Source organism: Pseudomonas sp. LBUM920, from assembly GCF_003852315.1.
Lineage (GTDB): Bacteria > Pseudomonadota > Gammaproteobacteria > Pseudomonadales > Pseudomonadaceae > Aquipseudomonas.
In genome coordinates this window covers 5,146,945-5,170,612 of record NZ_CP027762.1, presented here as the reverse complement: position 1 = coordinate 5,170,612, position 23,668 = coordinate 5,146,945, and the positions used below count along the sequence as shown (strand labels likewise).

General features: G+C 59.6%; 24 protein-coding genes. 15 read left to right on the top strand and 9 right to left on the bottom strand.

Annotated elements, in window-relative coordinates; all coding sequences use genetic code 11:
* Positions 1 to 44 precede the first annotated feature (44 nt).
* The 4 genes from C4J83_RS23920 to C4J83_RS23905 all read right to left on the bottom strand — a co-directional run bounded on the left by C4J83_RS23920 (position 45) and on the right by C4J83_RS23905 (position 2,215).
* Positions 45 to 284, bottom strand: coding sequence for a hypothetical protein (locus tag C4J83_RS23920; RefSeq protein WP_124418340.1), 240 nt, complete (start codon positions 282 to 284; stop codon positions 45 to 47).
* Between the two features lie 149 nt (positions 285 to 433).
* Positions 434 to 1,030 (bottom strand): superoxide dismutase, encoded by a 597-nt coding sequence (locus C4J83_RS23915; RefSeq protein ID WP_003212997.1) that lies wholly within the window; start codon positions 1,028 to 1,030, stop codon positions 434 to 436.
* Positions 1,031 to 1,208: 178 nt separating this feature from the next.
* Positions 1,209 to 1,808 carry a LysE/ArgO family amino acid transporter gene (locus C4J83_RS23910; protein ID WP_119741464.1) on the bottom strand — a complete coding sequence of 200 codons (600 nt, stop codon included), beginning with the start codon at positions 1,806 to 1,808 and terminating at the stop codon, positions 1,209 to 1,211.
* Positions 1,809 to 1,813: 5 nt separating this feature from the next.
* Positions 1,814 to 2,215 carry an ACT domain-containing protein gene (locus C4J83_RS23905; protein ID WP_106578434.1) on the bottom strand — a complete coding sequence of 134 codons (402 nt, stop codon included), beginning with the start codon at positions 2,213 to 2,215 and terminating at the stop codon, positions 1,814 to 1,816.
* Between the two features lie 98 nt (positions 2,216 to 2,313).
* Between C4J83_RS23905 and C4J83_RS23900 the strand changes: the two genes are divergently transcribed.
* The 10 genes from C4J83_RS23900 (at position 2,314) to C4J83_RS23855 (ending at position 13,688) form a co-directional block, all read left to right on the top strand.
* Positions 2,314 to 3,210 carry a LysR family transcriptional regulator ArgP gene (locus C4J83_RS23900; protein ID WP_119741468.1) on the top strand — a complete coding sequence of 299 codons (897 nt, stop codon included), beginning with the start codon at positions 2,314 to 2,316 and terminating at the stop codon, positions 3,208 to 3,210.
* Positions 3,211 to 3,308: 98 nt separating this feature from the next.
* Positions 3,309 to 4,307 (top strand): NAD-dependent epimerase/dehydratase family protein, encoded by a 999-nt coding sequence (locus C4J83_RS23895; RefSeq protein WP_119741470.1) that lies wholly within the window; start codon positions 3,309 to 3,311, stop codon positions 4,305 to 4,307.
* Positions 4,308 to 4,434: 127 nt separating this feature from the next.
* A complete protein-coding gene (locus C4J83_RS23890; RefSeq protein WP_124418339.1) occupies positions 4,435 to 5,262 on the top strand; it encodes an ATPase in 828 nt (275 codons plus the stop codon).
* A 256-nt stretch (positions 5,263 to 5,518) separates the two neighbouring features.
* On the top strand, positions 5,519 to 6,778 hold the full coding sequence (locus C4J83_RS23885; RefSeq protein ID WP_124418338.1) for a D-mannose isomerase: 1,260 nt from the start codon (positions 5,519 to 5,521) through the stop codon (positions 6,776 to 6,778).
* Positions 6,779 to 6,882: 104 nt separating this feature from the next.
* Positions 6,883 to 8,169, top strand: a complete 1,287-nt coding sequence (locus C4J83_RS23880; protein WP_106578439.1) for an ABC transporter substrate-binding protein — start codon at positions 6,883 to 6,885, stop codon at positions 8,167 to 8,169.
* A 92-nt stretch (positions 8,170 to 8,261) separates the two neighbouring features.
* On the top strand, positions 8,262 to 9,170 hold the full coding sequence (locus tag C4J83_RS23875) for a carbohydrate ABC transporter permease (RefSeq protein WP_017253695.1): 909 nt from the start codon (positions 8,262 to 8,264) through the stop codon (positions 9,168 to 9,170).
* Complete coding sequence (locus tag C4J83_RS23870) at positions 9,163 to 10,008, top strand: carbohydrate ABC transporter permease (protein ID WP_106578440.1); 846 nt, start codon at positions 9,163 to 9,165, stop codon at positions 10,006 to 10,008. The genes C4J83_RS23875 and C4J83_RS23870 overlap by 8 nt, the downstream gene beginning before the upstream one ends.
* A gap of 2 nt (positions 10,009 to 10,010) precedes the next feature.
* Positions 10,011 to 11,171 (top strand): ABC transporter ATP-binding protein, encoded by a 1,161-nt coding sequence (locus C4J83_RS23865; protein WP_106578441.1) that lies wholly within the window; start codon positions 10,011 to 10,013, stop codon positions 11,169 to 11,171.
* Positions 11,172 to 11,268: 97 nt separating this feature from the next.
* Positions 11,269 to 12,621 (top strand): carbohydrate porin, encoded by a 1,353-nt coding sequence (locus tag C4J83_RS23860; protein WP_124418337.1) that lies wholly within the window; start codon positions 11,269 to 11,271, stop codon positions 12,619 to 12,621.
* 221 nt (positions 12,622 to 12,842) lie between these two features.
* The gene (locus C4J83_RS23855) at positions 12,843 to 13,688 is read left to right on the top strand and encodes a D-hexose-6-phosphate mutarotase (RefSeq protein ID WP_124418336.1); all 846 of its coding nucleotides are present in this window, start codon (positions 12,843 to 12,845) and stop codon (positions 13,686 to 13,688) included.
* Between the two features lie 130 nt (positions 13,689 to 13,818).
* Here C4J83_RS23855 and C4J83_RS23850 read toward each other — a convergent pair whose 3' ends face one another.
* The gene (locus C4J83_RS23850) at positions 13,819 to 14,679 is read right to left on the bottom strand and encodes a MurR/RpiR family transcriptional regulator (RefSeq protein WP_170039859.1); all 861 of its coding nucleotides are present in this window, start codon (positions 14,677 to 14,679) and stop codon (positions 13,819 to 13,821) included.
* Between the two features lie 219 nt (positions 14,680 to 14,898).
* Between C4J83_RS23850 and zwf the strand changes: the two genes are divergently transcribed.
* The 3 genes from zwf to C4J83_RS23835 are packed head-to-tail and all read left to right on the top strand — an operon-like array spanning position 14,899 to position 17,748.
* Complete coding sequence (zwf, locus tag C4J83_RS23845) at positions 14,899 to 16,365, top strand: glucose-6-phosphate dehydrogenase (protein ID WP_106578444.1); 1,467 nt, start codon at positions 14,899 to 14,901, stop codon at positions 16,363 to 16,365.
* Positions 16,352 to 17,065: a 6-phosphogluconolactonase gene (gene pgl, locus C4J83_RS23840; RefSeq protein WP_106578445.1), complete on the top strand. Its 714-nt coding sequence runs from the start codon at positions 16,352 to 16,354 to the stop codon at positions 17,063 to 17,065. The genes zwf and pgl overlap by 14 nt, the downstream gene beginning before the upstream one ends.
* Positions 17,066 to 17,082: 17 nt before the next feature.
* Complete coding sequence (locus C4J83_RS23835) at positions 17,083 to 17,748, top strand: bifunctional 4-hydroxy-2-oxoglutarate aldolase/2-dehydro-3-deoxy-phosphogluconate aldolase (RefSeq protein WP_106578446.1); 666 nt, start codon at positions 17,083 to 17,085, stop codon at positions 17,746 to 17,748.
* 202 nt (positions 17,749 to 17,950) lie between these two features.
* Here the strand turns inward: C4J83_RS23835 and C4J83_RS23825 are convergent, their stop codons facing one another.
* Positions 17,951 to 19,126: an aminotransferase class V-fold PLP-dependent enzyme gene (locus tag C4J83_RS23825; protein WP_124418335.1), complete on the bottom strand. Its 1,176-nt coding sequence runs from the start codon at positions 19,124 to 19,126 to the stop codon at positions 17,951 to 17,953.
* A gap of 10 nt (positions 19,127 to 19,136) precedes the next feature.
* Positions 19,137 to 19,373 carry a DUF3820 family protein gene (locus C4J83_RS23820; protein WP_017139191.1) on the bottom strand — a complete coding sequence of 79 codons (237 nt, stop codon included), beginning with the start codon at positions 19,371 to 19,373 and terminating at the stop codon, positions 19,137 to 19,139.
* Between the two features lie 204 nt (positions 19,374 to 19,577).
* Between C4J83_RS23820 and C4J83_RS23815 the strand changes: the two genes are divergently transcribed.
* On the top strand, positions 19,578 to 20,045 hold the full coding sequence (locus C4J83_RS23815) for a ferritin-like domain-containing protein (protein ID WP_119741482.1): 468 nt from the start codon (positions 19,578 to 19,580) through the stop codon (positions 20,043 to 20,045).
* A 69-nt stretch (positions 20,046 to 20,114) separates the two neighbouring features.
* Here C4J83_RS23815 and C4J83_RS23810 read toward each other — a convergent pair whose 3' ends face one another.
* Both C4J83_RS23810 and C4J83_RS23805 read right to left on the bottom strand, forming a co-directional pair.
* On the bottom strand, positions 20,115 to 20,585 hold the full coding sequence (locus C4J83_RS23810) for a MaoC family dehydratase (RefSeq protein ID WP_003175719.1): 471 nt from the start codon (positions 20,583 to 20,585) through the stop codon (positions 20,115 to 20,117).
* A gap of 71 nt (positions 20,586 to 20,656) precedes the next feature.
* Positions 20,657 to 21,601 carry an alpha/beta hydrolase gene (locus C4J83_RS23805; RefSeq protein ID WP_124418334.1) on the bottom strand — a complete coding sequence of 315 codons (945 nt, stop codon included), beginning with the start codon at positions 21,599 to 21,601 and terminating at the stop codon, positions 20,657 to 20,659.
* A gap of 221 nt (positions 21,602 to 21,822) precedes the next feature.
* On the opposite strand from C4J83_RS23805, the gene fadD2 reads away from it, so the two are divergent.
* Positions 21,823 to 23,511, top strand: coding sequence for a long-chain-fatty-acid--CoA ligase FadD2 (fadD2, locus tag C4J83_RS23800; RefSeq protein ID WP_124418333.1), 1,689 nt, complete (start codon positions 21,823 to 21,825; stop codon positions 23,509 to 23,511).
* The last annotated feature ends 157 nt before the right edge of the window (positions 23,512 to 23,668 follow it).

Below are 23,668 nucleotides of genomic sequence, written 5' to 3'. Positions count from 1 at the left end.
CAATTCCCGCGGGCGCAGCGGATGCGCTGGGAACTGACGCTTTTTTACGCGACGTTGATGTTGACGGTGCTGTTGGTGGATTCGCTGTTCGAAAAATTCACACGTTCCTTGTTATGCATGGCTTCATGCGCAATCTTGTTTTGATCACCTTCACCTTGCTTGTTGCCAGATTGCGACTGAGCCATTTGACCGGCCGCTTTAGCGAGCTCGGTCACAGCCTTGAGACCCTCTTGGGCCAAACCGGCAACCATAGGGAGCATGGATGTTATTGCGCCGATGGTCATAGTAATTTCTCCGACAGGTACGAGAGGCGAATTCCTCACACTGTCTACGTGGCAAGATCCGCGCACCGAGTTCCAGCCACCAGAGCACAATTCGCTGCCCATAAAAAAGCCCGGCACTATGGCCGGGCTCTCTTTACCGCAAGCGTTGCTTAGGCAGTGAAGGTCTTGCCTTCGAACTGCTCAGCCACGAACTTCCAGTTGACCAGGTTCCAGAACGCTTCCACATACTTTGGACGCACGTTGCGGTAGTCGATGTAGTAAGCGTGTTCCCAGACGTCGCAGGTCAGCAGCGGGGTGTCGCCGCTGGTCAGCGGGTTGCCGGCGCCGATGGTGCTGGCCAGAGCCAGGGAACCGTCAGCCTTTTTCACCAGCCAGCCCCAACCGGAACCGAAGGTGCCGACGGACGTCTTGGTGAACTCTTCTTTGAACTTGTCGAACGAACCGAAAGCGGCGTTGATAGCCTCAGCCAGTGCGCCGGTAGGTTGGCCGCCGGCGTTTGGCGCCAGGCAGTTCCAGTAGAAAGTGTGGTTCCAGACCTGAGCGGCGTTGTTGAAGATGCCGCCCGAAGAAGACTTGACGATTTCTTCCAGGGTCTTGCCTTCGAACTCGGTGCCTGGCACCAGGTTGTTCAGGTTCACGACATAGGTGTTGTGGTGCTTGTCGTGGTGGTATTCCAAGGTTTCCTTGGAAATGTGCGGCTGCAGGGCATCGTGTGCGTAGGGCAGCGGCGGCAATTCGAAAGCCATGATGATTCTCCTAATCAGGTCAGTTGCGGTGAGCGCAAGGCCGATCACGGGCGGCCAAACAAGCGCCGGGGAGTTTGTACTCTTTGCGGCGCAGGGTCCGGATCATAGCACCGGGGGTGCGGCAAAACCACGCAACAACTGTGTGGGATAGAGGTTCCAGAGCGTTTTGGAATATTCATCAAGCACTGATCAGTTGATACGCCACGCTGAACATCATTGCCGCCACCAGAAAGTCCAACAGCCGCCACGTAGCGGGGCGCGCGAGCCAGGGTGCCAGCCACGCAGCGCCCAATGCCAGTGTGGCAAACCACAGGAATGATGCGCTGGCGGCACCGGCTACGTAGGCGCCGGGTTCAGTTTGTTGAGCGCCCAATGAGCCAATCAACAGCACGGTGTCCAGGTAAACATGCGGGTTGAGCAGGGTCACCGCCAGGGCGCTGAGCAGCACCGCGCGCAGCGAACGCACCTTGAGGTTTTCGCCCTGTTGCAGGCTTTGCCTGGAACAGGCCCGGCGCAACGCCAGGGTGCCGTACCACAGCAGGAAGGCCGCACCACCCCAGCGGGCGATTGCCAGCAGCAGCGGGTTCTGCGCCAGCACCGTGGCCAGGCCGAATACCCCGGCAGCTACAAGTATCGCGTCGCACACGATGCACAGCGCGGCTACTGGCAAGTGGTGCTCACGGCGCAGGCTTTGCGCCAGCACAAACGCATTCTGGGTGCCGATCGCCATGATCAGGCCGAGGGCCACAAGCAGCCCGTTCACATAGCTTTGCCACATAAGGGTTACTCCGCGTTTGCTGCCAAGTGGCGCAATACATCCATGGCCCGCTCAGCATCGCTGCGGCCGACAAACAGGTGGTCGTGGTAGTAACCGGCGATCACGTTGCAACTGATGCCGGCTTTGCCCAGCGCGCTGGCGAAGGCTGCGGTTAAACCTACGGCTTCCAGGGCGGAGTGCACATTCAGGGTGATCCACGCAGCGACATAGTCAAACGCCAGCCCGGCGTGCTCTGCCTGTTGGCGCTCAAGGATCAGTGTCAGGCCTTCCTGTTCGCGAAAGCTGCCGATCACGTCGCACCCTTGCGGCACGCGCTGATCGGGCAGGGTGCAGAACACATAATCGCCGTCATTGAGGTGCGGGCTCATGCTGCGCAGCAGGGTTGCCAGGGCGGTTTCACCAGCCATGTGAGAATTCCTTGATAGAGAGAAGCAATGCTGGTCATTCTCGCGGGCTACGCTGTATAAGAAAAACCAATATTGCTGATCGCTCATTAGAGAAACTGATGTTCGACTATAAATTGCTGTCTGCATTGGCCGCGGTGGTGGAACAGGCCGGCTTTGAACGTGGCGCCCAGGTGTTGGGGTTGTCGCAGTCGGCGATCTCTCAACGCATCAAGTTGCTTGAGGCGCGTATCGGTCAGCCGGTGTTGGTGCGGGCCTCGCCGCCGACGCCCACCGACATCGGCCGGCGCCTGCTCAACCACGTGCAACAGGTGCGCTTGCTGGAGCGCGACCTGCAAAGCCAGGTGCCGGCGCTGGACGAGGAGGGCATGCCCGAGCGTTTGCGCATCGCGCTGAATGCCGACAGCCTCGCCACCTGGTGGGCCGAGGCGGTCAGCGACTTTTGCGCCGAGCAGCATTTGCTGCTGGACCTGGTGGTAGAAGACCAGACCGTCGGCCTCAAGCGCATGCGCGCCGGTGAAGTGGCGGCCTGTATTTGCGCCAGCGAGCGCCCCGTGGCTGGAGCGCGCAGCCTGTTGCTCGGCGCCATGCGTTATCGCGCGTTGGCCAGCCCTGCGTTTATTGCGCGGCATTTCCCTGAGGGCGTGCGTGCCGACCAGTTGGCGCGAACACCGGCGCTGGTGTTCGGCCCGGATGATTTCCTGCAGCACCGTTACCTGGCTTCTCTGGGAGTCGATGGCGGTTTCGAGCACCATTTATGCCCTTCGTCCGAAGGCTTTATCCGTTTGACCGAAGCCGGCCTGGGCTGGGGGCTGGTGCCCGAATTACAGGTGCGCGACCAGCTGCAAACCGGCGTATTGGTCGAGTTGTTGCCAGATAAGCCCATCGACGTGCCGTTGTACTGGCATCATTGGCGCAGTGGCGGGCAACTGTTGGGCTTGTTGACCGACCATTTGGCCCAGGCATGTGGCCAATGGTTGGTGCCCTATCAGCAGTAACAAGCGTCAAGCTGCAAGCTGCAAGAGAAAAGCTTGCGGATCGTTTTTAACTTGTGGCTTGAAGCTTGACGCTGGCAGCTGCATCCGTAGGAGGCTACATGAAGATTCTGGTCACCGGCGCAAGCGGCTTCATCGGCGGGCGCTTCGCGCGGTTCGCTCTGGAGCAAGGCCTGGACGTACGGGTCAACGGGCGGCGCGCCGAAGGTGTGGAACACCTGGTACGGCGCGGTGCCGAGTTTATCCAGGGTGATTTGAATGATGCCGACCTGGTGCGCGATCTGTGCCGAGACGTCGAAGCCGTGGTGCATTGCGCCGGCGCCGTCGGGCTGTGGGGCAAGTATCAGGACTTCCATCAAGGCAATGTGCTGGTCACTGAAAACGTCGTCGAAGCCTGTCTCAAGCAGCGCGTCGGCCGGCTGGTGCACCTGTCGTCGCCGTCGATCTACTTTGACGGGCGTGATCACCTGGGACTGACCGAAGAGCAAGTGCCGAAGCGCTTCAAGCACCCGTATGCCGCTACCAAATACCTGGCGGAACAGAAGGTGTTCGGTGCCCAGGAGTTCGGCCTGGAAGTGCTGGCCTTGCGCCCGCGCTTTGTCACGGGCGCCGGTGACATGAGCATTTTTCCGCGCCTGTTGAACATGCAGCGCAAGAACCGCCTGGCCATCGTCGGCGATGGCCTGAACAAGGTCGATTTCACCAGCGTGCACAACCTCAACGAAGCGTTGCTCAGTAGTTTGCTGGCGACCGGCTCGGCGCTGGGCAAGGCCTACAACATCAGCAATGGCGCGCCCGTGCCGGTGTGGGACGTGGTCAACTACGTGATGCGCCAGATGGACATGCCCCAGGTCACGCGTTATCGGTCTTACGGCTTGTCCTACAGCGTGGCCGCGTTGAACGAGGCATTCTGCGCGATGTGGCCGGGGCGTCCGGAGCCAGCGTTGTCGCGCTTGGGCATGCAGGTGATGAACAAAGATTTCACCCTCGACATCAGCCGCGCGAGGCATTATCTCGACTACGAGCCCAAGGTCAGCCTGTGGACCGCCCTCGACGAATTCTGCAGCTGGTGGAAAGCTCAAGATCCGGGGCTCAGGTAAGTTCACAACCGGCAATACATCGGGAACCGAATGTGCGGTTCCGAGTCGATCAGTGCGGCGCGAACGCGGTTTATACTGCCGTCGCTCGGCTTTTCAGGTAGCCATCTCACCGATTCAGGGTTGATTCATGCGTAACGATGCTAAAGACGATTTCGACAACGTTCCCAGCCTGCGGGCTGACATCGGGGACGATGATGATTTCGAGCCGACACCCGCTACCTCCGTGCGCTCGCGCAATACGCCGGTGGTCAAGGTCAAGAGCGCCACGACCGGCCCGTTGTGGGCACTGGTGGGCGCGCTGCTGATCGCCTTTGCGGGCCTTGCCTGGTGGAGCTTTCAGCAGATCTCCCTGATGGGCCAGCAATTGGTTGCCACGCAAGAAAGCTTTGCGCGCATCAGTGAAGAAGCGGCGGGGCGTTTGCAGGACATTTCCGGCAAGGTGGTCGCCAGCGAAGCCAACGTGAACAACGGCAGCGAAGCGCTCAAGTTGCAAATCAAACAGTTGGAAGCGCAGTTGCAGGAGCAAGGCAAGCAACAGGTCGGCGTTGCCGGCCAGGCGAGCGAGCTGGACCAGCGCCTGGCGCAAATGACCGCCAGCACGACCGACCTGGCTAACGCGAATGCCAAATTGCAGGGCCAGGTGCAGGCGTTGACCGACGCGGTGGCAACGCTCAAGGCGGCGCAAGGCGAAATCAAAGACCTGTCTGCCGACGTGGCCGCCCTGAAGAAACAGGGCAACCCAAGCGCGGCGATTGCGCGCCTGGAGCAGGACCTGGTGGTACTCAAAAGCGCTCAGGAAAACCAGCCCGCCAACAGCGATGCGCCGACCAATAAAGAGTTCGACGTGTTCCGTATCCAGACCACGCGCAACATCACCACGTTGCAGAGCCAGGTGCAGAACCTGCAGCAGCAGCTCAACGAACCGGCGAAAGTCAGGCCTCTAGGGGGGCAGTGATAGTCGGTGTGAGCCGGTTTCAAACGGTGGGAGCTGGCTTGCCTGCGATAGCGGTCTGTCAGCTCATGCTTTTGTAACGGGCTCAGTGTTCTCGCAGGCAAGCCATCCCCCACGATTAAAGGGGGTTCAGCGCTAGATCAAGGCGCTCGTCTGAATTGTCACCGCTTGGTGACACTTCCAATCCCCTTCGTTACTTGCCCTCATGTCACCCTTGTTTAGACTCCGGTCATCCCATAAAAAATAATAAGGGCTACCCATGACCATGCAACCACTGCCTGCCAGTAGTTGGCTGAACGCACCTGCCCATCACAGCTGGCTCGCCACCGAAGGTCAGCGCCTGCTGGCATTTGCCAAAGCCTCGCGCCTGCCTGACGGTTTTGGCAACCTCGACGATCAAGGCCAATTGCCGGCCGATGCCCACGCCGAAACCATGAACACCGCCCGCATGACCCACAGCTTTGCCATGGCCCACGCCATGGGCCTGCCCGGTTATGCCGAGCTGGTGGCGCACGGCGTCGCGGCCCTGAGTGGCCCATTGCGTGATAGCGAGCACGGCGGTTGGTTCGCCGCGCCCCAGGCCGTCGATGGCAACCGTGGCAAGGCCGCTTACCTGCATGCTTTCGTTGCCCTCGCGGCGAGTTCGGCGGTGGCAGTGGGCGCGCCCGGTGCGCAGAATCTGTTGAACGACGCCGTGCACATCATCGACCAGTTCTTCTGGAGCGAGGAGGAGGGCGCCATGCTCGAATCCTTTGCTCAGGACTGGACCGGTGTGGAGGCTTATCGCGGCGCGAACAGCAACATGCACGCTACCGAAGCGTTTCTGGCGCTGGCCGATGTCACCGCAGACACGCGCTGGCTGGACCGCGCACTGCGCATTGTCGAGCGCGTTATTCACACCTGCGCCGCCGGCAACCAGTTCATGGTCATCGAGCATTTCGATGCCCAGTGGAAACCGCTGCTGGGCTATAACGAAGACAATCCCGCCGACGGCTTCCGCCCTTATGGCATCACCCCCGGCCACGGCTTTGAGTGGGCGCGGCTGGTGCTGCACCTGGAGGCCGCCCGCCTGCAAGCCGGGCTGACGACGCCGGACTGGCTGGTCACCGATGCCAAGAGCTTGTTCGCCAGTGCCTGCGAATACGCCTGGGCCGTGGACGGCGCTCCCGGCATTGTCTACACGCTCGATTGGAACTACCGCCCGGTGGTGCGCGAGCGCCTGCACTGGACCCATGCCGAAGCCAGCGCCGCGGCCCAAGCGCTGCTCAAACGCACCGCAGAGCTGCATTACGAAACCTGGTATCGGCGGTTCTGGGAGTTTTGCGAAAACCACTTCATCGACCGTGTCCAGGGCAGTTGGCACCACGAGCTGAACCCGCACAACCAGCCCAGCAGCAAAATCTGGGGCGGCAAGCCGGATCTTTATCACGCCTGGCAAGCGGTGGTGCTGCCTGCGCTACCCTTGTCACCCAGCATGACCAGCGCTTTGGCACAGGGTTGCTATGTCACCAAGTGGTGACATTTGTACGTCCCTTTGTTACCTGCGCCTTGAAAATCCCTGTTTAAACTCCGTGCAGCGCAAGCTCTAGACTTGCATGCATAACAACAAGAAAAGGTACTCAGATGAACGCGATTAATCGCCTCGCCGTAGCTATTTCCATTGCCTCGTTGTTTCCCCTCAGTGCATTTGCCGCCGACTCGAAAGGGACGGTTGAAGTTGTGCATTGGTGGACCTCGGGCGGTGAAAAAGCGGCTGTAGATGTCCTGAAGGCCCAAGTTGAGAAAGACGGCTTCACCTGGAAAGACGGTGCTGTCGCAGGCGGCGGTGGTGCCACGGCCATGACCGTGCTGAAAAGCCGCGCAGTTGCCGGCAACCCGCCTGGCGTTGCCCAGATCAAAGGCCCTGACATCCAGGAATGGGCGTCCACTGGCTTGCTCGACACCGACGTGCTCAAAGACGTCGCCAAAGAAGAAAAGTGGGACTCCCTGCTCGACAAGAAAGTCTCCGATACCGTGAAGTACGAAGGTAACTACGTTGCCGTGCCGGTCAACATCCACCGCGTCAACTGGCTGTGGATCAACCCGGAAGTCTTCAAGAAAGCCGGTATCACCAAGAACCCGACCACCCTCGAAGAGTTCTACGCAGCCGGCGACAAGCTCAAAGCCGCGGGCTTCATTCCGCTTGCTCACGGTGGCCAGCCTTGGCAGGACAGCACCGTGTTCGAAGCGGTCGTACTGTCGGTGATGGGTGCCGATGGTTACAAAAAAGCCCTGGTCGACCTGGACAACGGCGCGCTGACCGGTCCTGAAATGGTCAAGGCCCTGACTGAGCTGAAGAAAGTCGCGACCTACATGGACGTCGACGGCAAAGGCCAGGACTGGAACCTGGAAGCAGGCAAGGTCATCAACGGCAAGGCCGGCATGCAGATCATGGGTGACTGGGCCAAGTCCGAGTGGACCGCCGCCAAGAAAGTCGCCGGCAAGGACTACGAGTGCGTAGCCTTCCCGGGCACCGACAAAGCCTTCACCTACAACATCGACTCCCTGGCGGTGTTCAAGCAGAAAGACAAAGGCACTGCTGCCGGTCAGCAGGACATTGCCAAAGTCGTGCTGGGTGAAAACTTCCAGAAAGTCTTCAGCATCAACAAAGGCTCGATCCCGGTGCGGACCGACATGCTCAACGAAATGGACAAGCTCGGTTTCGATTCCTGCGCCCAGACCGCTGCCAAGGACTTCCTGGCTGACGCCAAGACCGGCGGCCTGCAGCCAAGCATGGCGCACAACATGGCCACCACCCTGGCCGTGCAAGGCGCGTTCTTTGATGTCGTGACCAACTACATCAACGACCCGAAAGCCGACCCGGCCGACACCGCCAAGAAACTTGGCGCTGCGATCAAGTCTGCCAAGTAACGGTTAGCAAGGCTGATCCTTGTGAGGGGAAACCCCCTGACCCCTCACAAGGCTTGTTCCTGTAGTCCTTTTTCCCTGTACTGGATTTTCCCATGAGTTCTGTTGCTGTGTTCAGCAAGGCCTCGCCGTTCGATGCACTGCAGCGCTGGCTCCCTAAACTGGTGCTGGCGCCCAGCATGTTCATCGTGCTGGTGGGCTTCTATGGCTACATCCTGTGGACGTTCGTGCTGTCGTTCACCAATTCCACGTTCCTGCCAAGCTACAAATGGGCGGGTCTTGCGCAATACGCGCGGTTGTTCGACAACGACCGCTGGTGGGTAGCGAGCAAGAACCTGGCGGTTTTTGGCGGGATGTTTATCGGCATCACCCTGGTGATTGGCGTGACCCTGGCGATCTTCCTCGACCAGAAAATCCGCCGCGAAGGCTTTATCCGCACCATTTACCTGTACCCGATGGCGCTCTCGATGATCGTCACCGGTACCGCCTGGAAATGGCTGCTCAACCCGGGCATGGGCCTGGACAAACTTCTGCGTGACTGGGGCTGGGAAGGCTTCCGTCTCGACTGGCTGATCGACCCCGACCGCGTCGTGTACTGCCTGGTGATTGCCGCCGTGTGGCAAGCCTCGGGTTTCATCATGGCGATGTTCCTCGCCGGCCTGCGTGGGGTTGATCAGTCGATCATCCGTGCCGCCCAGATCGACGGCGCCAGCCTGCCGCGCATCTACTGGAGCGTGGTGCTGCCCAGCCTGCGTCCGGTGTTCTTCAGTGCGGTGATGATCCTGGCGCACATCGCGATCAAGAGCTTCGACCTGGTCGCAGCCATGACCGCCGGCGGCCCGGGCTACTCGTCCGACTTGCCTGCGATGTTCATGTACTCGTTTACCTTCAGTCGTGGCCAGATGGGCATGGGCTCGGCCAGTGCAATCCTGATGCTCGGCGCGATCCTCGCGATCATCGTGCCTTACCTGTACTCCGAGCTGAGGACCAAGCGTAATGACTAGTCTTGCTTCCAAACCGACCATCAGCCTGAGTCGCGTCGCGATCTACGCGGTGCTGATCCTCGCCGTGCTGCTGTACCTGGTGCCGCTGGTGGTGATGTTGCTGACCAGCTTTAAAACCCCGGAAGACATCAGCACCGGCAACCTGCTGAGCTGGCCGACCGTGGTCACCGGCATCGGCTGGGTCAAGGCCTGGGCCACTGTGGATGGCTACTTCTGGAACTCGATCAAGATCACCGTTCCGGCCGTACTCATCTCCACCGCCATCGGCGCGTTGAACGGCTACGTGCTGTCGTTCTGGCGCTTCAAAGGCTCGCAGTTGTTCTTCGGCCTGCTGTTGTTCGGCTGCTTCCTGCCGTTCCAGACCGTGCTGCTGCCGGCCTCGTTCACCCTCGGCAAAATGGGCCTGGCCAGCACCACCACCGGCCTGGTGTTTGTGCACGTGGTCTACGGGTTGGCGTTTACTACACTGTTCTTCCGTAACTACTACGTGAGCATTCCGGATGCGCTGATCAAGGCGGCACGACTGGACGGTGCGGGTTTTTTCACCATCTTCCGTCAGATCATTCTGCCAATGTCGACCCCGATCATCATGGTCTGCCTGATCTGGCAGTTCACCCAGATCTGGAACGACTTCCTGTTCGGTGTGGTGTTCTCCAGCGGCGACTCGCAGCCCATCACGGTGGCGCTGAACAACCTGGTCAACACCAGCACCGGGGCCAAGGAATATAACGTGGATATGGCGGCGGCGATGATCGCCGGGCTGCCGACCCTGCTGGTCTATGTGATCGCAGGCAAGTATTTCGTGCGCGGCCTCACGGCCGGCGCGGTCAAGGGGTAATCATGGCTACGCTTGAACTTCGCAATGTAAACAAGACCTATGGCGCCGGCCTGCCCGACACCTTGAAGAACATCGAACTGTCGATCAAGGAAGGCGAGTTCCTGATCCTGGTCGGCCCTTCGGGTTGCGGCAAATCCACGCTGATGAACTGCATCGCCGGTCTGGAGACCATCACCGGCGGCGCGATCATGATCGGTGATAAAGACGTCAGCGGCATGAGCCCCAAGGATCGCGACATCGCCATGGTGTTCCAGTCCTACGCGCTGTACCCGACCATGAGCGTGCGCGAGAACATCGAGTTCGGCCTGAAGATTCGCAAAATGAGCCAGGCCGATATCGACACCGAAGTGGCGCGCGTGGCCAAGCTGCTGCAGATCGAACACTTGCTCAACCGTAAACCGGGACAACTCTCCGGTGGCCAGCAACAGCGTGTGGCCATGGGCCGTGCGTTGGCACGTCGACCAAAGATTTACCTGTTCGATGAACCGCTGTCGAACCTTGACGCCAAGCTGCGCGTCGAGATGCGCACCGAAATGAAACTGATGCACCAGCGTCTGAAAACCACCACCGTCTACGTCACCCACGATCAGATCGAAGCGATGACCCTGGGCGATAAAGTCGCGGTGATGAAGGACGGCATCATCCAGCAGTTCGGCACGCCAAAAGAGATCTACAACAACCCCGCCAACCAATTTGTGGCGAGCTTCATCGGTTCGCCACCCATGAACTTCGTGCCGCTGCGCCTGCAACGCAAGGACGGTCGTCTGGTGGCGCTGCTCGACAGCGGCCAGGCGCGCTGCGAGCTGGCGCTTAACGTGACGGACGCCGGCCTCGAAGACCGTGACGTGATCCTGGGCCTGCGCCCGGAGCAGATCATGCTGGCGGCAGGCGAGGGCGACAGTGCATCGAGCATTCGTGCCGAAGTCCAGGTCACCGAGCCGACCGGCCCGGACACTCTGGTGTTCGTGCAACTGAACGACACCAAGGTCTGCTGCCGCCTGGCGCCCGACGTGGCGCCGCAGGTGGGCGAGACCCTGACCCTGCAATTCGATCCTGCCAAGGTGCTGCTGTTTGACGCCAACACCGGCGAGCGCCTGGGCACTGCCGCTTCATTGCCAGCACAGGACCGTGCGGACAATGTGGCCCAATTCAAGGGACGCTGAGTGTTGCGCCTGAATGGATAACTTGTTGTTTTGGTTAAAAAAAGTAACCCGCGTTAGATAAAAACAGTTTAATAACAATAAAGACGAGGATGTAGGGATGAAAAAGCAACACAACAACACCCGGCTGATCTGCCAATTGTCAGCGGCAGCAGCCCTGGTATTGTCCGCCAATGCGATGGCGGACGATGCTTTCAGTGCCGATTCCAAGTGGATGACCGGCGATTGGGGCGGCGAGCGTACCAAGCTGATCGAGCAAGGTATCGACATCAAGGCTGACTACGTTGGGGAAGTTGGCGCCAACCTGAGCGGTGGCTACAACAACGACAAAACTGCCCGTTACGCTGACCAGTTCGGTCTCGGCGTAGCATTGGATCTGCAAAAGCTGTGGGGCTGGGATAACACCCAGGCCAAGATCCAGTTGACCAATCGTAACGGCCAGAACATCTCCAATGACCGTATTGGTGATCCGCGCCCAGATTCCGGCACCTTGAGCTCGTCTCAGGAAGTGTACGGCCGAGGCCACATGGTGCGTCTGACCCAGTTCTGGATTCAGCACCAGATGTTCGACAACAAGTTGGACGTGAAGCTCGGTTACTTCGGTGAGGGCGAAGACTTCAACACCTTCCCGTGCGATTTCCAGAACCTGTCGTTCTGCGGCTCGCAGGTGGGTAACTATGTAAACACCTGGTACAACTGGCCGGTGGCCCAGGCCGCTATCCGCGTGAAGTACAACATCACGCCTGAGCTGTATGCGCAGATCGGCGCGTACAACCAGAACCCTTCGCAGCTTGATCACGGCAATGGCTTCAAGCTCAGCGGCAGCGGCACCAAGGGCACCGTAATTCCAGTAGAATTGGTCTGGTCGCCGAAGGTCAATGGCCTGCCGGGCGAATACCGTGTGGGTTTCTACAAGAGTGCGGCTGATGCCAGCGATGTCCGTGAAGACATCAATGGTAACGATGCTGCCACTACCGGCCTGCCTTACCGTACCCGCAGCAGCAAAACCGGTTATTGGGGTGTTGTGCAACAGCAACTTACCACCCATAACGGCGATGCATCGCGCGGTCTGAACATCGCGGCCAACGTCACGTTCCACGACAAAGACACCAACGTCGTCGACAACTACCAGTCGCTGATGCTTGTGTATAAAGGGCCATTCGACGCACGTACCAAAGACGACGTCGGTATCGGTATTTCGCGCATTCATGCCAACGATGACGTGAAGAAAAACTCTGAACTAATCAACGCGGCCAAGGGCTTCACCGACTACGACCAACTGGGTTACGCACCGTTGCGCAACACCGAGTACAACGTCGAACTCAACTACGGCATCCACGTCACCAACTGGCTGACCGTGCGTCCTAACCTGCAGTACATCAAAAACCCAGGCGGTATCAAAGAAGTTGACAACGCGCTGGTAGCGGGCCTGAAAATTCAGACTACGTTCTAACGCTGTTGCGATAAGCTCCTTCTCTCTGTGCGCATTTTGCGGATAGCCATGGCTATCCGCTTTTTTTTGGGCAGCCGTGCACACCTCATGTGGGCGCTGGCTTGCCAGTGATGCAGGCGCCTCGGTTTGTCTGAATGACCGAGGCGGTGCTATCGCAGGCAAGCCAGCGCCCACAGGGTCACCCAAGGTTTGAGCAACAATGAATTTCAGGACCGTGGCACATGCATGAGCATCCGCTGCAACGCTTTTTCAAATCCCTGCGCGAGCGTCCGGTATTCGCCTGGGAACGCTTTCAGATGCGCGACGTGTTGGTCATCGACCATCCGTTGTGCCAGGCAGTGTTCAGTCGTCAGGGCGCGCAATTGCTGCACTTTCAACCGCGTGGCCAGAAACCCTGGCTGTGGTGCGCGGCCAAGTGGCCGCAAGTCGGCGCCATCCGGGGCGGCGTGCCGGTGTGCTGGCCGTGGTATGGGCGCCATCCGAGCGAAAACGCCTGGCCTTCCCATGGGTGGGCGCGGCTGATCGACTGGAAACTGCTCGACAGCAGCACCGACGACGACGGCGTGCGCCTGCACTGGCAATTGCAGCTGTGCGATTGGCAGGTCGACCTGCACGCTCACCTGGGCGAAACCCTGGAGCTGCGCCTGTGCACCGAGCATCAGGACGAGTTGCCGTGCCAATTGAGCCATGCTTTGCACGCCTATTGGCGTATTGGTCACGTGGATGAGATAGCGCTGTCTGGGCTGGATGGCGCGCAAGGTTATGACCAGCTCAATCGCCAGGCTTGCCAGCAGGAAGGTGAGCTTCGCGTGGATGGCGGGTGCCAACGGGTGTTCCAGCACGAGGGCGAATTGCACCTCAAGGACCACGCCTGGCAGCGCGAATTGTGCATCGACACCGGCGACAGCGCCGACACCGTGGTGTGGCATCCGGGCAGCCGGCCGTTGTTGGGCGTGAGCTTTAACGAGGCGTCAGGGTTTGTGTGCGTGGAGTCGGCGATGGCCGGTGCGAGCTTGGCGCCGGGGGAGAGGGCGCATTTGAGTTTGCAGGCCAGGGCTGGGGCTTAGCGGTGGAGCTTATGCTGCCATCGCAGGCAAGCCAGCTCCCACCGGGGAATGCATTCCAAATGTGCAACTCGGTCCAATGTGGGAGCTGGCTTGCCTGTGATAGGGCCGGTACTGCTGGGGGAGATTGCTGCTAGTTAAACTCATCCCCCACCGGATATCGGCTGTCATTCAGGCTCTCTTTGATCTTGCGCAAATGCGGCTGGAAATCCACCCCGCGGCGCAAGGTCATGCCGGTCGCCAGCACATCCAGCACGGTGAGCTGGATGATCCGCGAGGTCATCGGCATGTAGATGTCCGTGTCTTCGGGCAGCGGAATGTTCAGGCTCACCGTACTGGCCTTGGCCAGTGGCGAGTTCTCGGCGGTCACGCCCAGTACTGACGCACCGTTTTCCCGTGCGATGCGCGCCACTTCCACCAACTCGCGGGTACGCCCGGTGTAGGAAATAATCACGAACAGCTCGCCTGTATGCGCCACCGAGGCGATCATGCGTTGCATCAGCACGTCGGCATGCGCGGTCACGGCCAGGTTGAAGCGGAAAAACTTGTGCAGCGCATCCATGGCCACCGGGGCCGAAGCGCCCAGGCCAAAGAAGTGGATCTGCCGCGCCTGGATCAACAGGTCCACGGCCTTGCTGATCAGGGCCGGGTCCAAGGCCTGGCAGGCGCTGTCCAGAGATGCGATGGCGCTGCCAAAGATCTTCTGCGTGTAGGCCTCAGGGTTATCATCGGCTTCCACGGCGCGGCTGACATACGCTGCGCCACTGGCCAAACTTTGCGCCAGCTGCAATTTAAGTTCAGGGTAACCGCTGACGCCGAACGAACGGCAGAAACGGTTGACCGTCGGTTCGCTGACCGAGGCGGCTTGGGCGAGGGCGGCGATAGAGAAGCGGGTCGCCTGCTGCGGGTTGAGCAGGATGACCTCGGCGACTTTTTTCTCGGCCTTGTTCAATTCTTCGAGGCGGTTCCGGATCTGTTCCAGAAGATTTCGCACGCGGTCCATTCAGTCTTTCCTTCGGGCGACGATGCAAATTAAGGGCGGTAACCAATCGACGAGTGGTTCTTTGCGGTGGCCTATCCTACTGAGGGTAGCTGAACACCACCACTCGGAATGCGTATTTCGGGAAAATGTTGTGGTTATTACTACATTTTTCCTTGAGTGATGCCTTGAAAAAAGGTATTTGTAGCTTAACTTGATAAAAGAACAAACATCATGCCTTCGATAACCGTAGAACCCTGCACCTTTGCCCTGTTTGGCGCGTTGGGTGATCTGGCGCTGCGCAAGTTATTTCCTGCTCTCTATCAACTCGATGGCGCAGGCCTCCTGCACGACGACACGCGCATTCTGGCCCTGGCCCGTGAGGCCGGCTCCGAACAGCAGCACATGGCCCACATCGAGAAAGAACTGCGTAAGTACGTCGGCAAGGAACTCGATGAAGCCGTCGCCACACGCTTCCTCGCGCGCCTGGCCTATGTGCATGTCGATTTCATGAAAGCCGACGATTACGTCGGCCTGGCCGAGAAGGTCGGCAGTGACCAACGCCTGATCGCCTATTTCGCTACTCCGGCGGCTGTTTACGGGGCGATCTGCGAGAACCTGGCCAAGGTCGGCCTGGCGGAAAACACCCGCGTCGTGCTGGAAAAACCCATCGGTTCGGACCTGGAGTCCTCGCGCAAGGTCAACGACGCCGTGGCGCAGTTTTTCCCGGAAAACCGCACCTACCGTATCGACCACTACTTGGGCAAAGAGACGGTCCAAAACCTGATCGCCTTGCGTTTTGCCAACAGCCTGTTCGAAACCCAGTGGAACCAGCACTACATTTCCCACGTGGAAATCACTGTGGCCGAGCAGGTCGGTATCGAAGGCCGCTGGGGTTACTTCGACAAGGCCGGCCAGCTGCGCGACATGATCCAGAACCACCTGCTGCAACTGCTTTGCCTGATCGCCATGGACCCGCCGGCCGACCTGTCCGCCGACAGCATCCGTGACGAGAAGGTCAAGGTGCTCAAGGCGCTGGCGCCGATCAGCCCGGAAGGCCTGACCACCCAAGTGGTGCGCGGCCAGTACATCGCCGGCTACAGTGCCGGCAAGCCAGTGCCGGGTTATCTGGAAGAAGAGAATTCCAACACCCAGAGCGACACCGAAACCTTTGTCGCCCTGCGTGCCGATATCCGTAACTGGCGCTGGGCCGGGGTGCCGTTCTACCTGCGTACCGGCAAGCGCATGCCGCAAAAGCTGTCGCAGATCGTCATCCACTTCAAGGAACCGTCCCACTACATCTTCGCCCCCGAGCAGCGCCTGCAGATCAGCAACAAACTGATCATTCGCCTGCAGCCGGACGAAGGTATTTCCTTGCGTGTGATGACCAAGGAGCAAGGCCTGGACAAGGGCATGCAACTGCGCAGTGGCCCGCTGCAACTGAATTTTTCCGACACCTATCGCAGCACCCGTATTCCGGATGCCTACGAGCGGTTGTTGCTGGAAGTGATGCGCGGCAATCAGAACCTGTTTGTTCGCAAAGATGAAATCGAAGCCGCGTGGAAGTGGTGTGACCAGTTGATCGCCGGGTGGAAAAAATCCGGTGATGCGCCCAAGCCGTACGCGGCGGGTTCCTGGGGGCCGATGAGCTCAATTGCACTGATCACGCGGGATGGGAGGTCATGGTATGGCGATATCTGAATTGAAACTGCCTCAGGGCGTAACTGCTCATGAGTACCGCACGCCCGTATTGCTGGCCGATGGACTGGCCAATGACGTGGCCGAGCAACTGCGCGCGGCCATCAGTGCCCGTGGCGAGGCGACCCTGGTGGTGTCCGGCGGCCGCAGTCCCGTGGCGTTTTTCCAGAACCTGGCCAAACAGGGCCTGGACTGGTCCAAGGTCACCATCACGTTGGCCGACGAACGTTGGGTGCCGGTGGAACACGCCGACAGCAACGCCGGCCTGCTGAAGAAATACTTGCTGCAAGGTCCGGCGGCCAAGGCCAAGTTCCTCAGCCTGTATCACGTTGCGGCCACGCTTGAAGACGCCGCCGAACTGGCCGATCGCCAGTTGGCAGAGTTGCACGCCATCGACGTGCTGGTACTCGGCATGGGCGATGACGGCCACACCGCGTCGCTGTTCCCCAACAGCCCGAACCTGGCTGAAGCACTGAAGGCCGACGGTACCCGCCGTTGCTGGCCGATGCTCGCGCCGACCGTGCCGCACCAGCGCCTGACCATGAGTCGCGCGTTGCTGGCCACGGCCCACTACACCGTGCTGTCGATTTCCGGCAGCGCGAAATTGACCACCTTGAGCGCCGCGCTGGCCAGTGACGACGTTGCTGCCATGCCGATTCGCGCGTTTTTGCAACCTACTTTAGAGATTTACTGGTGCCCATGAGCCAAGGATCAGCCGCTATGAAAAGCCCTCAACCGACCGTGTCCATGGCGGATAAAGTTGCCTTGATCGACAGCCTCTGCGCCAAGGCGCGGATCCTGCCGGTGATCACCATCGCCCGCGAACAGGACATCCTGCCGCTGGCCGATGCCCTGGCAGCCGGCGGTTTGACCGCATTGGAAGTGACCTTGCGTTCCGAGTTCGGTCTCAAGGCAATTCAAGTGCTGCGCGAGCAACGCCCTGAATTGTGCACCGGTGCCGGCACCGTGCTCGACCGCCACATGCTTGAAGCCGCCGAAGTGGCGGGCTCGCAGTTTATCGTCACGCCGGGCATTACGCGTGACCTGCTGGAAGCCTCGGTGCACAGCCCGATCCCGTTGCTGCCAGGCATCAGCAACGCCTCCGGCATCATGGAAGGCTATGGCCTGGGTTACCGTCGCTTCAAACTGTTCCCGGCTGAAGTGAGCGGCGGCGTTGCTGCGATCAAGGCGCTGGGTGGGCCGTTCGGCGAAGTGAAGTTCTGCCCTACCGGCGGCGTTGGCCCGGCCAACATCAAAAACTACATGGCGTTGAAAAACGTGATGTGCGTGGGCGGTAGCTGGATGCTTGATCCGGAATGGATCAAGAACGGCGACTGGGCCCGCATCCAGGAAGTCACCGCACAGGCGCTGGCGCTGCTGGATTGAGCTGATTTACCGAATCGTTGTTGCTGTGCTTAACGGCATTTTTGCGGCGCACTTGGTCGGTGTGCCGCTTTTTTTTGCCTGTAGAAAACCTCAAATTCAATGCCGATCAATGTGAGAGCGGGCTTGCGCGCGAATGCGCTGGTTCAGTTGGCCTATTCGTCGACTGACACAGCATATTCGCGCGCAAGCCCGCTCCCACATTTCAGTCCGCGCTCAGCTCGGTTATTGCTTTGACCAAGACATCGATGTCCGCCGCCGAGGTCACCAACCCCGGCGTCACCCGAATGCAGCTGCCAAAGGCCGCGCCGACACGGGTGGTGGTAAACAGGTCGTAGTCCTTGAGCAACCGATCCGCCATTACCTGCTGATCACGCCCGGTGAACTTGAACGCCGTGATCCCGCAATACAGCCGTGGGTCATCCGGCGTCAGCACCTCGATGCCCGGCAACTGACGCACCTGGTTCACCCACAGATTCCGCAGATAATTGACCCGTGCGCCCTTGGCTGCCGAGCCACCCAATGCGCGGTGCTCTTCCAGCACCAGCGGCAAGGTCATCAGTGCCGGGAAATTCGGTGTGCTGTAGGGCGTACGCGCGCGAACATCGGTGGCCGGGTAATGAAACTCGCCCATGTCCGGGTCGATAGCGGCCAGGCGCTCCGGGGCGATGTACAGAAAGCCCAGGGTCAGCGGCGCGCCGATCCATTTGTGCAGATTGAAGCCCGCAAACTGGATGCCCAGTTGGGCGAGGTTGAATTCGATCTGGCCCAGGGCATGGGCGCCATCAAGGATCACATCCACGCCGTGCTCACGTGCGGCGTTGGCAATCGCCTCGACGGGCATTACCAGGCCGGTGCGGTGGGTCACATGGGTCAGGGCCATCAACTTGAGGCGCGGGTGCTGCACAAACGCGGTGCGATAAGTCTGTACCAGGCTGTCGAAATTGGCCGGGTGGGCGTGGGATAACTCGATCACCTCCACACCGCGATAGCCCGCCAGCCAGCGCATCGCGCCTTTGACCGTGTCGTACTCCAGGTCGCTGATCAGCACTTGGTCGCCCGGTTGCAGGTTGTTGTAGTTACGGATCAGTGACTGCAACGCCTCTGTGGCATTGCGGGTGAAGGCAATCGACTCCGGGTCGGCGTCGATCAGCCCGGCCAGTTGGCGGCGCACCTCGACGTTTTCACCCTGCTCAAAGCGCTGGCGCACATACAGCGAGTTGCTGCGGTTGATAAACGCGACGTGCTCCAGGTACTGCGCTCGTACCGCGCGGCTCATACGCCCGAAGTAGCCGTTTTCCAGATTGATCGGGCCAGGTTCCAGCTCATAGCGCTGGGTGATGGCCTGCCAATGACGTTCGTTATCTGCATTCCTTGGCATGGCGAGACTCTCAGTGGCGGGGGGCAGGTTTGCCGTGCTTTACGCGCAGCGGTTCCAATAGTTCGGACAGGCCGTTGTGGTCAATTTCCTGCATCAATGCCAGCAAGCCGCCCAACTCGCCGTGAGGAAATCCCTCGCGGGCAAACCAGTTCAGGTAGGGGCCGGGCAAGTCGGCGATGATCCGCCCCTTGTATTTGCCGAAGGGCATTTCGCGGGTGATCAGCAATTCGAGTTTTTCGGGGTTCATGGCATCAGGCGTTTAAGTCGAGACCTTGGAAAATACAGGCATTCTGCATGAAGGCCAAATGACAGATCATGCAAATAACTCGCATACAGATGGTTCAATAATTTTTATCTCGTTGAAAAATAAAGGAAAAGTTGTTTTTAAAAACTTGGCACGGGCGCTGCAATCATTAATACACGTTTCTTAACCCGCACAAGGAATTGAAAAATGACTGACATCAACAAAGAATCGATCTCTGTACTCAACGACCTGATCGAGACCAGCAAAGACGGCCAGAAAGGCTTCGCAACTTGTGCTGAAGACATCAAGCACCCAGAGCTCAAAGCGCTCTTCCAGAAGCGTGCCGCCGACTGCGCCAGCGCTGCCGCCGAGCTGCAAACCGCAGTGAAAGCCCTGGGTGGCGATCCGGAAAAATCCGGTTCGGTTGCCGGCGCACTGCACCGTGGTTGGGTCGACGTGAAATCGATGGTCACCGGCAAAGATGAAGAAGCCGTGTTGAACGAAGCCGAGCGCGGTGAAGACCATGCACTGAAGGCTTACAAAGAAGCGATCGAGAAGATCAACAAGCACAACCTGCTGGGTATTCGTGACCTGGTTGAGCGTCAGTTCCATGGCGCCCAACGTAACCACGACCAGGTGAAAGCCCTGCGTAACCAGGCTCGCGCTCAGTCTTGAGTCGCTCCTGATTAGAAAAAGCCCCGCTGATGCGGGGCTTTTTTTATGGGCAATTTTTACACCCAGGCATCAGCCGATGCTGATCGGCGGCAGTTCGGTCAACGTCACCACCTGCTGCTTGCGGGGTGCCAGGATTTCCGCCTCACCGTCCACTACCAGCTCATCGCGCTGGTTGAACACGCGAGTGGCGATGCGCACGCGAAACTTGGGCAGCTTCTCGAGGATTTCCAGACGCACGGTCAAGGTGTCGCCGATTTTCACTGGCTTCTGGAAGCTCATCTGCTGGCCGATGTAGATAGTGCCCGGCCCGGGCAGCTCGCAGGCAACGGCCGCGCTGATCAGGGCGCCGCTGAACATGCCGTGGGCGATACGCTCCTTGAACATGGTCGCCTTGGCGTACTCGGCATCCAGGTGCACCGGGTTGTGGTCGCCGGACATCGCGGCAAACAACTGGATATCGCGCTCTTCGACAGTCTTGCTGTAGCTGGCGGTCTGGCCGACTTCGAGGGCCTCGTACGGGGTGTTGGTAACCTGAGTCATCTCGGGGTGCATCCTGTGGCTAATCGGTAATTAAACAGTATGATTTTAAGCGTTTGATTTTAAACGAAAATTTATTCGCAGCGAGTCGGCCTGCGCAAGGTCAGAGCCTGTTGCAACCACGCCAGTACATCCGCTGTGACTTCATCACGGTTGGTTTCATTGAACACTTCATGACGCGCCTGCGGGTAGATATTCAATTGCAGGTGCTGGCAGCCGGCCTCACGCAACGCATAGGCCAGGCTTTTGAGACGCTTGCCTTCACTCACCGGATCACATTCGCCGCCCATCACCAGGATCGGCAGGCCCGGGTCGATCTGCGCGAGATTGGACGCTTTGCTGATTTGCTGCAAGCCGCCCAGCAGGTCGATCCACAACTGGTTGGTGCAGCGAAAACCGCACAGCGGGTCGGTGATGTACTGGTCGACCTCGACCGGGTCGCGACTGAGCCAATCAAACGCCGTTCGGTTGGGCTTGAAGGCTTTATTGAACGAGCCGAACGACAGGAACTCGATCAACGCACTGCGCCCGCGCAAGCCCTGGCGTGCCCGTTCGATACGAGCAATCACCGCCGCCGCGCGGTACAGCGCAATCGGTTGGAAATTCGACCCGCTGAGAATCGCGCCAGTCAGGCTGGCGCTGTGGTGCAGCAGGTAGGCCTGGGCGATGTAGCTGCCCATGCTGTGGCCCAGCAGGATAATGGGCAGCCCCGGCTTCTGCTGGCCGATGTGCTGGTTGAGGCTGGCCAGGTCGCCCACTACTTTGTTCCAGCCGTCCTTTTCGGCGTACAACCCCAGCGTGCCTTCATCGGCGGTGCGGCCATGACCGCGCTGGTCCAGCGCATACAGACCGTAACCGGCACCGCACAGGGCTTGGGCCAGGCGTGCATATCGACCACTGTGCTCGGCCATGCCGTGGGACAGCATGACGACTGCCCGGGTCTCGCCTTCCGGCAGCCATTGATTGACGTACAGGCGGCTGCGGTCATTCGCGGTCAGCCAGAAGGTGCAGTGGTTCATGGCGCTTCCTTTGCTCAGGGTCGTTGCAGTGTATAGCTCATCCTCGGGCTTGCGTCTGATCAGTGCAGGCCCTTGTAGGAAGATTCACGCAATTAATGACGCTCTTTCCTGTATTTGCCTGTTTGGCCATAGCTGCTAACGTCCCCAAAGCTCCGCTTTTTATAGCAGCACGTTTTTATCGCTGCAGCGGTCGGACACACTCAGGTAAGAGGACAAGAATAATGCAACCTGATTTCTGGAATGACAAACGCGCCGCGGGCGTTCCCAATGACATCGACCTCACCACGTACAAGTCGGTGATCGAAGTCTTCGAACGTTCCTGCAAGGCCTTTGCCGACCGTCCGGCGTTCAGCAACATGGGCATCACCCTGACCTACGCCGAGCTTGAGCGCCAGAGTGCTGCGTTCGCCGGTTACCTGCAGCAACACACCGACCTCAAGCCGGGCGAGCGTATCGCGGTGCAGTTGCCCAACGTGCTGCATTACCCGATTGCCGTATTCGGCGCACTGCGTGCCGGGCTGATCGTGGTCAACACCAACCCGTTGTACACCCCGCGCGAGATGCGTCACCAGTTCAAGGATGCCGGCGTGCGTGCGCTGGTGTACCTCAACCTGTTCGGTGCGAGGGTGCAGGAGGTGTGCGCCGACACCGAGATCGACTACCTGATCGAAGCCAAAATGGGCGACTTCATGCCCGCCGCCAAGGGCTGGTTGATCAATACCGTGGTCGACAAAGTCAAGAAAATGGTCCCGGCCTACCACCTGCCACGGGCGGTGTCGTTCAAACGCGCATTGCGCATGGGCGCGGGGCAGGGGTTGACCCGGCATCCGGTCACGCTGGACGACATCGCCGTGCTGCAATACACCGGCGGCACCACTGGCCTGGCCAAGGGCGCGATGCTCACCCACGGCAACCTGGTGGCGAATATGCAGCAGGCCCGGGCGTGCATGTCCCAGGTCACCGACGATGGCCAGCCGCTGGTAAAGGAAGGGCAGGAGGTGATGATCGCGCCGCTGCCGCTGTACCACATCTATGCCTTCACGGCGAACTGCATGTGCATGATGGTGACCGGCAACCACAACGTGCTGATCACCAACCCGCGCGACATCGGCGGGTTCATCAAGGAGCTGAAAAAGTGGCGGTTCTCCTGCCTGCTGGGGCTCAACACCCTGTTTGTGGCACTGATGGACCACCCCGACTTCAAGACCCTGGATTTCTCCCACCTCAAGATCACCAACTCCGGCGGCACCGCCCTGATCAAGGCCACGGCCGAGCGCTGGAAGGCGGTGACCGGGTGTTCCATCGGCGAAGGCTACGGCCTGACTGAAACCTCACCCGTGGCCAGCACCAACCCGTACGGCAGCCAATCGCGCCTGGGCACAGTGGGGATTCCGGTGCCGGGTACGGCGATGAAGGTGATCGACGATGACGGGCACGAGCTGCCATTGGGTGAGCGCGGCGAACTGTGCATCAAGGGCCCGCAGGTGATGAAGGGGTACTGGCAGCAGCCGGCCGCTACCGCCGAGGCGCTGGACGCCGACGGTTGGCTCAAGACGGGTGACATTGCGGTGATCGACAACGATGGCTTCGTAAGCATTGTTGATCGCAAGAAAGACCTGATCATCGTTTCGGGCTTCAACGTTTACCCCAACGAGATCGAAGACGTGGTGATGGCCCACCCGGCGGTGGCCAACTGCGCGGTCATCGGCGTGCCGGATGACCGCACCGGGGAGGCGGTGAAGCTGTTTGTGGTGGCGCGTACCCAAGGCGTGAGCCTTGAAGAGCTGAAGGCGTACTGCAAGACCAATTTCACCGGGTACAAAGTACCCAAGCATATTGTGTTGCGCGACTCGCTGCCGATGACGCCGGTGGGCAAAATTTTGCGCAGGGAGCTTCGCGACATCGCCTGACCATGATTGAAAGCCACTCAAAATGTGGGAGGGGGCTTGCCCCCGATGGCGGTGTATCAGTCAGCAGATGTGTTGGCTTAAACACCGCTGTCGGGGGCAAGCCCCCTTACACATAGATTCTTTATTGCCCTGAAAACCCTATTCCAGAGCCTTTTGC